At 58.4% G+C, this 13,142-nt stretch carries 11 protein-coding genes; 9 read left to right on the plus strand and 2 right to left on the minus strand.

Going from position 1 to position 13,142, the window contains the following annotated elements:
• Window positions 1–176: 176 nt before the first annotated feature.
• On the minus strand, window positions 177–3,821 hold the full coding sequence (locus AC1RMG_RS31915; RefSeq protein ID WP_493171039.1) for a transporter substrate-binding domain-containing protein: 3,645 nt from the start codon (window positions 3,819–3,821) through the stop codon (window positions 177–179).
• Between the two features lie 111 nt (window positions 3,822–3,932).
• Window positions 3,933–5,108 carry an EAL domain-containing response regulator gene (locus tag AC1RMG_RS31920; RefSeq protein WP_125063603.1) on the minus strand — a complete coding sequence of 392 codons (1,176 nt, stop codon included), beginning with the start codon at window positions 5,106–5,108 and terminating at the stop codon, window positions 3,933–3,935.
• Between the two features lie 308 nt (window positions 5,109–5,416).
• Here AC1RMG_RS31920 and AC1RMG_RS31925 point away from each other — a divergent pair, with 308 nt between their 5' ends.
• The 9 genes from AC1RMG_RS31925 (at window position 5,417) to AC1RMG_RS31965 (ending at window position 13,090) form a co-directional block, all read left to right on the plus strand.
• On the plus strand, window positions 5,417–6,046 hold the full coding sequence (locus AC1RMG_RS31925) for a response regulator (RefSeq protein ID WP_493171041.1): 630 nt from the start codon (window positions 5,417–5,419) through the stop codon (window positions 6,044–6,046).
• A 354-nt stretch (window positions 6,047–6,400) separates the two neighbouring features.
• Entirely contained in the window at window positions 6,401–6,934 is a 534-nt protein-coding gene (locus AC1RMG_RS31930) for a fimbrial protein (protein ID WP_262211770.1), read from the plus strand.
• Window positions 6,935–7,008: 74 nt separating this feature from the next.
• Entirely contained in the window at window positions 7,009–7,551 is a 543-nt protein-coding gene (locus AC1RMG_RS31935; protein ID WP_125063606.1) for a fimbrial protein, read from the plus strand.
• A gap of 46 nt (window positions 7,552–7,597) precedes the next feature.
• On the plus strand, window positions 7,598–10,099 hold the full coding sequence (locus tag AC1RMG_RS31940; RefSeq protein WP_262211771.1) for an outer membrane usher protein: 2,502 nt from the start codon (window positions 7,598–7,600) through the stop codon (window positions 10,097–10,099).
• A 15-nt stretch (window positions 10,100–10,114) separates the two neighbouring features.
• A complete protein-coding gene (locus tag AC1RMG_RS31945) occupies window positions 10,115–10,870 on the plus strand; it encodes a fimbria/pilus periplasmic chaperone (RefSeq protein ID WP_125063608.1) in 756 nt (251 codons plus the stop codon).
• A gap of 94 nt (window positions 10,871–10,964) precedes the next feature.
• The gene (locus AC1RMG_RS31950) at window positions 10,965–11,516 is read left to right on the plus strand and encodes a fimbrial protein (protein WP_262211772.1); all 552 of its coding nucleotides are present in this window, start codon (window positions 10,965–10,967) and stop codon (window positions 11,514–11,516) included.
• 10 nt (window positions 11,517–11,526) lie between these two features.
• Window positions 11,527–12,021, plus strand: coding sequence for a fimbrial protein (locus tag AC1RMG_RS31955; RefSeq protein WP_125063610.1), 495 nt, complete (start codon window positions 11,527–11,529; stop codon window positions 12,019–12,021).
• Window positions 12,018–12,527, plus strand: coding sequence for a fimbrial protein (locus tag AC1RMG_RS31960; protein ID WP_125063611.1), 510 nt, complete (start codon window positions 12,018–12,020; stop codon window positions 12,525–12,527). The genes AC1RMG_RS31955 and AC1RMG_RS31960 overlap by 4 nt, the downstream gene beginning before the upstream one ends.
• Before the next feature lie 8 nt (window positions 12,528–12,535).
• Complete coding sequence (locus AC1RMG_RS31965) at window positions 12,536–13,090, plus strand: fimbrial protein (protein ID WP_125063612.1); 555 nt, start codon at window positions 12,536–12,538, stop codon at window positions 13,088–13,090.
• Window positions 13,091–13,142: the final 52 nt, after the last annotated feature.

The following is a 13,142-nucleotide window of genomic DNA, read 5'->3' on the forward strand; positions in this document are numbered from 1 at the left end:
GGGGTATAGCGCAGTCCGGTAGCGCGCCTGCTTTGGGAGCAGGATGTCAGGAGTTCGAATCCCCTTACCCCGACCATATTCACGAAAAAGGGCACCTCATTGAGGTGCCCTTTTTTGTTTGTCCGTAGAAAAGCCCACGAACCCCGGTGCTGCCCGCTAGGCAGCGCCCACGGCCACTATTCGTCGGGCGTGTCTCCCCAGATTCCATCCTGTTCAAGCAGGCGCTGCTCGAGAGTCTGCATCGCCTGGAGGACCTGTTCCACAGACTCCGTGACCAGGTTCATGACTGGTTCCGGGCTCAGGCAGGCTTCTTCAAGCTGGCGGCAGCTTTCCACCAGTTGTTCGCCTTTTACCACTCTGGCCGCGCCCTTGATGCGATGGGCCAGCTCCGCAAGTTCAGCGGTTGCCTGCTCCTGCATCAACGAGGTCAAGATTTTTCGGTCTGTACGATTGTTGCTGAGCAACTCATTGAGTATGTGATGCAGTATCGTCGGCTCGCTGCCGACCAAGGTGTGCAACGACTCCAGATCGAATACCTGTGGAGAGCGGGCAAAGGCCTGTTGCGGCGAGACCACTTCCCGTTCTTCATCCTCGATCTTCCCCGCGCACAGCAGGCGCTCCTCCAGTTCATCCAGGCTGATGGGCTTGATCAGGCAATCGTTCATCCCGGCCTGGATGCAACGCTCCACTTCCTCGGGCTGGGCATCGGCCGTCAGGCCAATGATCATCACTGGCTCGTGTGCGTTTTCATGTTCGTCCTGGCGAATCGCCCGAGCCAGCTCGGCGCCGTTCATGATCGGCATGTGGCAGTCAGTGATGATCATGTCGAAGTCCTGGGTACGCCACCGTTGCAAGGCCTGCAGGCCATTCTCCGCCTCGGCCACGTCATGCCCGAGAAAGCACAGCTGCTGGCGCAGCACTTGAAGATTCACCGAGTGATCATCCACCACCAGGATCTGCAGACGGTACGCCTGACGTTTCTTGTTCAGGGCTGGGCGTTGCTCGCAGAGCATGCGCTCCAGAACCTGCAGGCGCAGCTCGATGTCGACCCGGGTCCCCTGGCCGAGGGTGCTGTTCATCGTCACATGCCCGCCCATCATTTCGCACAGGGATCGACAGATCACCAGTCCCAGGCCAGTCCCCTCAGCGTTCTGTACGTTGCGCTCCACCTGTGCGAAAGGTCGGAACAAGCGTTGCTGGTTGGTCGGGGAGATGCCGATCCCAGAGTCTTCGACACTGAGCGTGACCTGCAGCAGCGAGGTTTCCAGCAGATCGCCGGTAATGGTGACCTTGATAAAGCCGGCTTCGGTAAACTTGATGGCATTGCTTACCAGGTTGGACAGAATCTGCTTGAAACGCATTCCGTCCACCAGGACATCGCCGTTGATGCTGGAGTCGATTTCCAGCATCAGGCTCAGTTGTTTCTGCCTGGCCAGTCCTTCGAAAACCCGAGCCACCGACTCCACCAGCTCGCGCAGGTTGGCGCGCTTGGGCGAAAGACTCAGGCGTCCGGACTCGATGCGGGCAATGTCGAGAATGTCGCCGATCAGTTCCAGCAGGCTTCTTGCCGAGCTATAGGCGATTTCGATGCTTGAGCGTTCGATCCGATCGCTCTCGGCGCGTTTCAACGCCAGTTCCAGAATGCCGATGATGGCGTTCATGGGCGTGCGTATTTCGTGGCTCATGGTAGCTAGAAACGTGGTCTTGGCTCGGCTGGCTTCATCGGCGAGGTTCTTCGCCTCTTTCAGTTCCTGCACCAGATGACGGTGCTTGGTAATGTCCAGCCAGCCGCAGATCACCCCCTTGATGGCGCCCTTGGTGTCCTGGAATGGCTGGATCCAGTGCTCGACCCAGGCATCCTTGCCCTGCAGTTGAATGGTACAGACCGAGGTCACGGTCTGGCCGTCGCGGATGGCTTGCAGGTAGTGCTGGTGAAGGTCGGGTTCGGCACTGAAGTGCTCGGAGGGCAGTTCCTCTATAGTCCTGCCCACGACCTGCTCGGCACTGAGACCGACACTTTGCAGATAGCTGCAGTTGCAGGAGAGCATTTTTCCTGTGGCGTCCCGTATGTAGAGCACGGGTGGCATGTTTTCGGTGATGTTCTCGATGAAGCGCAATTGTTCATTGAGGTTTTTTTCGGCCTTGACCCGGCGTTGCAGATAGAAGACCCAGGCCAGTACCAGCAGGAGCAGCAAGGCCGCACCGGCGATGATTTTGGCGATCACCCATTCATAGTCGCGCCAGGTTTCACCACTCATGCCCGGTGGTGAGCGCCAGTGGTTGGCGATGGCATTCAAGTCGTCCGCGGGCAGGCTGAGCAGGGCCTTGTCGAGAATCGATTGCAGTTCCGAGCTACTGCGGCGCAGGGCGAAACTGGCGTTGGCCTGGGATGTGGAGATCCTGCCGGCAATCTCCAGGTTGTTCTGAAACAGTCGAACGATGTAGTAACGAGCGGCGTGCATTGAGACCACTGCCACATCCGCCTTGCCTGCATAAACCATGTTCATGCTATCCAGCGAGGTGCCGGCCTCGATTACCTCGGCCTGCGGATAGAGCCTGCGCACCTCCTGCAACGTCACATGGCCGGTGGGAATGGCCAGGCGCTTACCTGCCAGGCTGTTGGGCGAGAGGGCTATTTTCTCGTTGCCTGAACCGGTGATCAGAACGAAGGGGCTGGTCAGGAATGGGCGGCTGAAACGCAGGGTTTCCTCTCGTTGCACGTTGCGCGTCATGATGGCCAGATCCGCTTCTGACTTTTGCAGTGCCTCGATCTGTTGCGGGTAACTGCCGTTGCGGGTGATGACCTGGAACTTCAGGCCGGTGCGTTGGGTAATGGCTTCCAGCAACTCGGCAGCAATGCCGGAGAAGACCCCGTCGGTATCAAAAAATGCCACAGGAGCCAGGTCGTCGTTGATCATCAGCCGCACCCTGGGGTTGCGGGCGATCCAGCGTGTTTCCTCTGGGGTAAGCAGCACTTTCTCGTCTATAGGAATGATGCCGCTGCCCACCCAACTGCGACTCAGGTCGACCAGTCGCTCTTTGCCGATGGCGTAGATGCTTTGATCCAGTATGCGTTGCAGGCGCTGGTTGTCGCTTTTCAGGACATAGCTGTATCCGCGTTGTGCAGACTCGGAGAAACGATCGAATTTGAGAATGCCGTAATAGGAGCGATTGAGGTTGTAGTAGGCGCTGAGCAGGTCGTCGAAATACAGGTCGGCCTCGCCGAAGGCCGCTGCGGCGATTGCCTCCTCATGTGAAGGGAAGGGCATGGGCTGTGCCAGGGGGAAAAGTGACTGCAACTTATGGCTGTGCTCTTCAGTGACCGCTACCCGCAATCCGGCAAGGTCCGATGGAAAACGGTGTTGTCCATGGCTGCGTTTGAACAGTGCGAGGCGACTGGTCGCATAAGGCTGCGTGAGCCTGATGGAGGGGCCCGGCAGCACGGGGTCATAACCGCCCAGAAAGTCGATGTCACCCGCCTGCAAGGCCTGGATCGCATCGGTACGACTGGCAAAGGGCACTACTTTGATGCGCATCCCGAGCATCTGCCCGATCAGCGCAGTGATATCGGCAGTAATGCCTTCGTAATGGCTGTCGTTGTAGCGGATGTTGAAGGGCGGTGATTCTGTGGCGACAGCCCCTATTTTCAATTCGGACTTTTGGCGTAGCCAGTACCAGTCCTCCTCCGCGATCGTGAGGTTGTGATGATCGAGCTGTACCTTGCTGTACAGCGTGTTGGGCAGGTTCAGGGGCTGTGCCGCTAACGGTTGAGCGCCGTTGATCAGCAGGTAGATGAAAAGCCACATAAGTCGTGAATGCATGATCGCTTCAAACAAAAGAGGGGCGGGTTGGGGGGGCGTCCATGAATGAACTGGCGAAGGACGTTGGGTAGATTGCTGTTCCGGCGATGGGAAAATGTGGCGTATGCAGGGTCACCGCATGCAATAGGCGATGAAGTGGCTTTCTGGCATGGGGCGTGCGAACAGAAAGCCCTGGGCTACGGTGCATCCCAGCTCCTGCAGGCGCTCTTTCTGTTCGAGTGTTTCTACTCCTTCGATGACCAGCGAGATACCCAGAGAACGGGCAAGGGCCACGGTAGAACTGATGATCAGGCTGCTCCGGGGGGAATGGCGCATCTTGCGTACGAAAGCCCCTTCAAGCTTGATCTGGCTGAATGGGAGTTCACACAGGCGGTCCAGCGAGGCGTAGCCGGTGCCGAAGTCGTCCATGGCCAGGCCGCAGCCCATGGTGCGCAGGCGTACCAGGTTCTCCAGCTGGCTGGCGGGTGCGTCGGTCAGGCGGGTCTCGCTGATCTCGAAGATGATGCTGGTGGAAGGCACTTGAAACTGTGTCAGCAATGAGGAAATGGACTCGGTCAGGGTCTCGCTCGCCAACTGCGAGGGATGCAGGTTGAACGAGAAGCTCAGTGCGGTTCCCTTGGCTGCCATGACCCGCCGCAGCGCCAGTCCCTGATCGAGCACCTGCCAGAACAGGCGGTCCAGCAGATTGTAGTGTTCCATGATGTGCAGGAAGTGCGAGGGTGGCAGCACCCCCAATCGTGGGTGATTCCAGCGGGCCAATGCCTCGACCCCCAGCAGCGAGGTATCGCCGAGCGCCACCTTGGGCTGGTAGTAGGGCTCGAACTCGCCATTGTCCAGGCCGCGGACCACATCGGCCAAGGAGGGGAACTCGGACGGCAGTAAAGGGCTGGGCAGGTGATGGCGCAGGCTTCGGTAGCGAGTCAGCAAGGTTGTCAGACGCTCAAGATTGAAGGGTTTGCCCAAATCTCCGAGAAAGCTGAGGCCCAGATGCTTGATCATCACAATGGTGGCCTGGCGCAGGATCGGGTCAATCTGGCTGCACAGGATCACCGAGCGCAGCTTGCCTCCCCGACTGGCGTGGCGTAGGAACGCCAGGCCATCCATTCCGGGCATCTTCAAGTCGCAGATGGCGATATCTATGTTGTGGCAGCTTTCCAGCAGCATCAGCGCTTCACTGCCGCTGGCGGCATCTTGGATCTGCCCCAGCATGACTTTCTTCAGCGCGGTTACGGTGACCAGGCGTTGGAGGGGGTCATCTTCCAGGACCAGTACGTTCAAGGGATGCATTGCTGGCTCACTTCATTATTTGCCGGCTATGTTGCGTAAGACTCTTGAGGTATGGCTATTAGGTGAATCTTCTTGCGGCGTAGGAAATTTCCTACCAAAAAACAAGATTTTCTGAATATCTCAGTCAGTCTCGACAAGCACTTGTAACTAGTGGTCATTGCCGGGAATCTGAGTTTTTTGGGGGGCTGGCGTATGCATCGGGTTTTCGCGCGTAGCTTCGTAAGCGGCCTGTTGTTTAGTGCAATCCCGTGTATTTTCCAGGCAGTCACATTTGTCCGGCGGCCAAACTTTTGAGGGGAAATGAGCTGATGCCCAGTGTATTGATTGTTGACGATCATCCTGTTGTACGGCTTGCCGTTAAGGTCTTGCTGGAAAAGAACAACATGCAGGTGGTTGCCGAAACGGACAATGGGCTGGATGCGCTGGAGCTGGTTCGCGAACATGTGCCGGATGTGGTGATTCTCGACATTGGCATTCCCAAGCTGGATGGCCTCAAGGTGCTTTCACGCATAAAGGCTCTGGGTTTGCCCACAGAGGTACTGGTGCTGACCTCGCAGCCTGTTGAAAGCTTCTGCAGGCGCTGTATCCAGTTGGGCGCGCGAGGCTTCGTCAACAAGGAAGAGGACCTGAACAACCTGGTGGTAGCCTTGAACGCGGTACTGGCCGGCTACACCTTTTATCCTTCCCCGGTGTTGGATGTGTCCACGCCAGTGGCGCAGCAACAGTCCGAGGCCGAGCAGATCGCCTCGCTGACCGACCGCGAGATGATCGTGCTGCAGTATCTGGCCCAGGGGTATTCGAACAAGACAATCGGTGAAAAATTGTTTCTCAGCAACAAGACGGTGAGTACCTATAAGACCCGCTTGCTGCAGAAGCTTGGCCTGGGTTCGCAGGTCAGCTTGGCAGAGTTTGCCAAGCGCAACGCGCTTATTCCTTGAATACCCCCATCGAGCTTTAACTTACGGCATTCAATTTTCTCGCCCTCCGTGCAATACGGTGGGCGAGTAGCTGTGTCCAAGTAAATTGTAGCGGTGCGCTTTGTCATATATCGGAAGTATTGGTGTTTACCTCTTAAGGCGTTATTGGTTCTGCTTGGGAAATTTCCGGTAGAGCTATCGATCGCGTCTTATCGTTGCAAGTTCTTCGTGGAAATAGAATGGTGACCAAGCATTAAGCGATTAATGATTGAGGGTAGATTTAAGTTGCGGGTTTTTCTTGCAATCTATGTTTTCCGATTAATTGCTTTTTGTGAGTGTTACTTAACTTCAAGGACTTCCATTAAGGACTCAAGAATGAAACTCAGCAAAATCACAGCAGCGGTTGCAGCCATTGTTCTGGGGGCCGCATCAGCGGCAAGCATGGCGGCAGGGGACACCAAGGGCGAGATTCGCTTCACTGGCGAAATCAACGAATCCCCGTGCACCCTCACCAGTGACACGCAATTTCAAACCCTGCCGATGGACTCGATTTCCAGCAGTGTTCTGAAGAACGGCGGCAAGTCCAATCTGAAAAAATTCGTCCTCAAGCTGACGGGCTGTGACAACAGTGCGCTGAGGACTGTGACTGCAACCTTTACCGGTGCCAAGTCGGACGTCGACGGCCTGCTCAAGCTTGGGGGCGTGGAAGGCGCCAGCCTGGCGATTGCTGACGACGGTGGCACTTTGATCAAGCTGGGTCAGGCGTCGCCGGTGTTCGACCTGGCTTCGGGCAGCAACAACCTGCGTTTCAGCGCCTACCTGCAGGGTGATGTCGTCGGTGGCCAAGCGGCCGAGATCGTGGGCGGCTCTTTCGACGCCACCGCCGGTTTTACCCTGGCGTACCAGTAACTACAGGTATAGCGAGCAGGGGCGTCTCGGAGCATGTGCAGTTGCATGCTTCGGGAGCGCCTCCCGGGGGTGCCATGAGACGCTCGACAGTTATTTGGCTCAACTCCTTGGCGCTTCTGGCGGCCGGGAGTGCGGCACCGCTTCACGCGCAGCCACCGCTGCAAAGAGGTCAGTTGCAGATGGTCGGAGAGATCTTTGATGCCGCCTGTGCCATACAGGTGCAAAGCCAGTACCAGACCATCAGCATGGCCCCGGCGCCGATACGTGGTCTGGTCAGTGGGCAAGCTTCGCCCCAGCAGGCGTTCGACATACAGATCGTCAACTGTGGCTCGACCAGTCGGTTGTCCCGGCAGTCGCTGCTCAACTCCTTCGCGGTGGTTTTTGAGGGTGAGGGTAACGACAGGTATTTCGCCACTCAAGGTACCGCTAAAGGTATCGCCATACATATAAAGGATACCAACGGTAATCCGGTTATACCCGGGGTGCCAGTTAAAGGCAGCGAAGTTTCCATCACTAACATGGCACTTAACTATTTGCTGACACTTGTAGGTAGTGGTGCTTCGCTGAGTGCCGGCGACTATCACGCAACCATCAGGCTCGGAATTCATCATTTCTGAAGTAAAGAGTTCTGTCACGATATTAAATTGCCAAGGAAGTTAGCCCGTGAGTCAACACAGAGTATGGGTTGCCACTACTTTGTGGTGTATAGCCGGCATGGCTGGCGCAGCCGAAGAGTTTCAATTCAATACCGATGTTTTGGATATCAAGGAACAACAGAGTCTGGATCTTAGTTTGTTCTCCAGGGCCAACTTTATTCTGCCTGGCCAATACAGTCTGCTGATTCAGGTCAACCGTGATTCCTTGTCCGAAAGAACAGTGCAATTCATCGCTCCGCAGGACGACCCCAAGGGCAGTCTCGCATGCATCTCTGCGGAGCTTGTGAACGAGCTCGGTCTGAAGGCTCAAGTGCACAAGACCCTGGCGTGGTGGCACGAGGGCGCATGCCTGGATATCTCCAGCATTCCCGGTATGCAGGTGCGCGGTGATCTGGGAACAGCGACCCTGTACGTGAGCATTCCCCAAGAGTCTTTGGAATACACCGCAGCCAACTGGGACCCGCCGTCGCGTTGGGAGGACGGGATTAACGGAGCCCTGTTGGATTACAACTTCAACGCTCAGACCACCGAACAGTTGAAGTCCAGGAGCCGCAGCAACCAGCTCAGTGGTAACGGTACCGCCGGCTTCAACCTGGGGGCCTGGCGGCTGCGAGGAGACTGGCAAGCTCAGATGCAACAGGCATCCGGGCAGCAGAGCTATCGGCAATTTGACTGGAGCCGCTTCTATGCCTTGCGCGCCGTACCCTCGTTGGGCTCCAACCTGGCCTTGGGCGAGGACTACCTGAACTCCACTTTGTTCGGCAGCTTCCGCTTTACCGGTGCCAGCCTGGCCACCAACGACAGCATGCTGCCGCCCAACCTGCGGGGTTATGCGCCAGAAATTGCTGGTGTGGCGCGGACCAACGCTCGAGTGGTTGTACGCCAGTTGGGGCGTGTGCTGTACGACACCCAGGTGCCGCCTGGCCCGTTCCGCATCCAGGACCTGAATGATGCCGTCAGCGGCAAGCTGGATGTCCAGGTAGAGGAGCAGGACGGTAGTCACCAGGAGTTCCAGGTGGATACGGCGAGCATTCCCTACCTCACACGCCCCGGCACCGTGCGCTACCGCCTGGCGGCGGGCAAGCCGTCAGAGTGGGACCACAGCCTGGAAGGGCCGGCCTTCGCGTCCGGGGAGTTTTCCTGGGGGGTGAGCAACGGCTGGTCGCTGTATGGCGGCGGCCTGGGCGCCAAGGACTATGGCTCGGTGGCCGTGGGGGTTGGCCGTGACCTGCTGGCCTTCGGTGCGCTGTCGGTGGACGTGACCCAGTCCCGGGCGCAATTGCCCCAGGGCGACAGCCTGATGGGCAAATCCTATCGCACCAGTTATTCCAAGCGTTTCGAGGATTACGACAGTCAGGTGACCTTTGCCGGTTATCGCTTCTCGGAAGAGGACTTCATGAGCATGAACGAATTCATCGATGCCCGGCGCAGTGGCGAGGCGATCAAGCAGAACAAAGAAATGTACACAGCCTCGGTCAGCAAGAACTTTCGTGACCAGAACATCAGCCTCTATCTCGACTACCACCACCAGACTTACTGGAACAGTTCGCCCAGCGATCGCTACAGTCTGTCGTTGTCGCGTTATTTCAATCTGGGAAACCTCAAGAACCTCAGCCTGTCTCTGACGGCCTATCGCAACCAGGTCTACGGCGGCAGTGTTGATGAGGGGGCTTATCTGTCCGTCAGCCTGCCATGGGGCGAGCGTGGTTCGGTCAGTTACAGCTCCACCGCCAGCCGTAATGCCACCAGCCACAACCTGAGCTATTTCGATCGCGTGGACGAACGCAACAGTTACATGCTCAGTGCGGGCACGGCCAAGGCAGGCAATACCGCCAGTGGTTACCTGACCCATGAAGGCAGCCAGGCCCAGGTAGTGGCCAGTGCCAGCTATCAGACCGGCCAATACCGCTCTGCGGGGTTGGCTGTGCAGGGCGGCGCGACCCTGACCGCTGAAGGTGGCGCCCTGCACCGCAGCAACAGCATGGGCGGCACCCGGATACTGGTGGATACCCAGGGCGTGCCTGGCGTACCGGTGCGTGGCAGCGGCGCGCCCAGCCGTACCAACCGTTTCGGCAAGGCGGTGATCACTGACGTCAACAGCTACTACCGCAACCAGGCCAGCATAGACCTTGGCCGTTTGGCAGACGATGTCGAGGCCACTCAGTCAGTGACGGAGTTCACCCTGACCGAAGGGGCGATCGGCTATCGCAGCTTTGGCGTTATCGCCGGGCACAAGGCCATGGTACGGGTGCTTCTGACCGATGACCGGCCCCCGCCTTTCGGCAGTACCGTGCGCAATAGCCGCGGTCAGGAGACCGGGATTATCAGCGAGGACGGCCTGGTGTACCTGAGCGGTATGCAGCCCGGGGAAGCCATGACCCTGCATTGGGATGGCAAGGACCAGTGTCGTTTCGTGCTGCCCGAAACGGCCCCTGTCGACGATGTCGAATCGCAGTTTCTCTGTCGGTTGTTCTCCGACGCCAACTCTCAATCCCCCATCAACGGATAACCATCAGTGGCTTCCATGAAATCGCTTGATCAGAAATACCTCTTCCTTGTCGCCTGGCTTGCCCTGACAGCGATGCCGTCACTGCAAGCGGCTGTTTCTCTGGACCGTACGCGGGTGATTCTCAACGGTGACGACAAATCCGTGAGCCTTAACATCAACAACCAGAACACCCAGTTGCCGTACTTGGCACAGGCCTGGATCGAGAACGAGCAGGACCAGAAGGTCACCAGCCCTCTAGTGGTGCTACCGCCGATCCAGCGGCTCGAAGCCGGCTCCAGCAGCCAGGTGAAAATTCTCAAGCTGGCGCAGGCCAACCAACTGCCCCAGGACCGCGAGACGCTGTTCTATTTCAACCTGCGGGAAGTACCGCCGCGCAGCGACAAGCCCAACACGCTGCAGATTGCACTGCAGACCCGGATCAAGCTGTTCTATCGCCCCGCTGCCATTGCTCGAGGTCTCAACCCGACACAGACGCCGTGGCAGGAAAAATTGACCTTGAGCCTGGCAGGGGACCGCTACACGGTGCACAACCCCACGCCTTATTACGTGACCCTGATTGATGCCAGCAGCAGCGCGGGTGGCAAGACAGTGGACGGCTTCCAGCCCTTCATGGTCGAGCCCAGGGGCCAGTTGCTGCTGGATGTCAGCGCCAAGAGCCTCGGGGCTAAGCCGGTGCTGACCTATGTGAATGACTACGGTGGCCGGCCTCTGCTGGAGTTCCAGTGCACGAGCGGCCAGTGCAGTGCCCGGTCCATGAACAACCCGGGTTGATGTGACCTTGGTGGAATATCTACAGGGCGAGGCGAATAGTATGAAGCGCAACCTACGGATTTGCAGCGGCGGGCAGGGCAGGGTTCTTACACTGTTGGCCCTGCTTGCGTTGCCCTGCGCCGAACCGGCCTGGGCGCAGTCGGCCAGTGACGATCAAACGGCGATCCTTCAGGTCTCCGGCGCGTTGCTTGAAAGTGCCTGCCAACTGGACATGGGGTCGGCTTATCAGGAAGTCGGGCTGGGAGAATTGAGCACTGCTCATCTGGCCCGCCCCGGCGACCAGGGCACAGCGGTGGCGCTGACCTTGAAGCTGCGCGACTGCGTGAGAACTCGTGGCGGCAGGCACGAGGCCCAGGGTGGCACGCTGGTCTGGAGTGCGATCGAGCCGGTGATGGGCCTGCGCTTCAGTGCGATGTCCGATCCGGACAACCCTCAGTTGGTCAAGGTCCAGGGCGCTGGCGGCTTTGGTCTGCGCCTGACCGATGCCGAGCAGAGGCCGATTGCCCTGGAACGTGCCGGGCACACCTGGCTTGTGTCCCCTGGCAACAACTTGTTGACCTACTACATCATTCCCGAGCGCACGGCCGCGCCCCTATCGCCGGGGCACTTTCGCGCCAACCTGAACTTCCACTTGAGCTACGACTGAGGTGCACGGCATGAATATCAGCCGATGGCTATTGCGGGGTTGGGCGCTGCCAGTGTTGTGGCTGGCGCTACCGGCCCATGGTGACGTGCAGATCTCCATCACCGGTTCAATCAAGGCGGCGATCCCTTGCGTGATCAAGGGCAGTAACACGGCGCTGATTGATGTGCCCTTCGGCGACGTGCAGATTGCCAGGATCGACGGCGCCTACAAGACCGTACCCATCAACTATGGCCTCGATTGCAGCCACGCCACGAATCACGCCTTGCGCATGCGGATCACCGGCAACGCGGCAGGCTTCGACAACAAGCTTTTGGCTGTCGTGGGTCACGACAATCTGGGAATCGCCTTGAAAAACGGTAACGACGCCATGAGTCGCAATGAATGGTTCAACTTCAATCCGGCCATGCCGCCTCTGCTGAAGGCGGTACTGGTTAGGGGCCGCGGCAGCTCGGTGGCTGCCGGTGAATTCAAGACCGGGGCCACCCTGGTGGTGGACTATCAATGAACCGTCGACGGAGCAGTGAGCCTCTAGCTCTGGGGCTGAGTCTGTTGCTGGCGGCCCTGCCGAGGCTTGGGTTTGGGCAGGAGAACGTGCAGTTCCACGGCCGGCTGATAGCGCCCGCCTGTACGGTCGGTGACCAGGGGCAACGCCTGGAGGTGGAGTTCAAGAGCCAGATCGCGATCGGCAAGATCGATGGCGAGAACTATCGCCAGCAGGTGCCCTATCAGGTCGACTGCGAGGGGCAGGGTGGCGCGGGCCTGGTCTGGCGCGTGAAGCTGACGTTCAAGGGCATACCGGCGGATTTCGATCCCAAGGTCTTGAAGACCTCCGTCACGGGCCTGGGGATCAAGCTGCGGCTGGGCGATGAGGACTTCGCCGTTGACCAATCCAGACCGGTCAATCTCGCGGACTTGCCAAGGCTTGAAGCCGTGCCGGTCAAGGAATCAGGGGTGAAACTGCCCAATAGTCTTTTTTCCGCCTCTGCCTCGTTGATGGCCGAACTCTACTAGGAGCCCCCATGAAGCCATACGCTCGTTGTCTGTCCTGGCTGGGATATCTGCTGGTGCTGTCGGGCTTTGCCCTCATCACCTTGCCTGCTGCTGCCACGGAAAACCTGTTCTTCTCCGGGGCGCTGGTGGCCGAGCCCTGCACCTTGATGCCCGAAGACCGGGAGAAAGCGGCGCCGCATTTGGTTGCCACCGACAAGGAGCTTTACCGCAGTGGTCGCACCCGCGGCGAGCCCATCGTTCTGCGCCTGCTGAACTGTGACGTCGGGCAGGAAGAGGTTCAGATCAAGATTCTGTTCGACGGAGCAAGCAGCAGTGCCGACCCGGCCTATCTCAAGCCGGCCTCTGGTGAGGGTATGGCCGAGGGCGTGCTCATCGGCTTGGAAACCCAGGACGGGCAGTTACTGCCGCTGCATCAGAGCAATCCGATGGGGCGGCTGAGCAATGGAGACAATCAGATTTCCTTCATGGCCTATCTCAAGGCAGAGGCGGAGGCCTTGGTTGCTCGTTCGATCAAGGGCGGTAATATTTTGGCAACGTTGAGTTTTATCTTGAGTTATGACTGAAGAAAGTCTCCCGTAGTGGTAGTGGTTGAACAACGCCACACAGCGCACCGTG

The sequence above is a fragment of the Pseudomonas sp. GW822-FHT04H02 genome, from assembly GCF_058800645.1.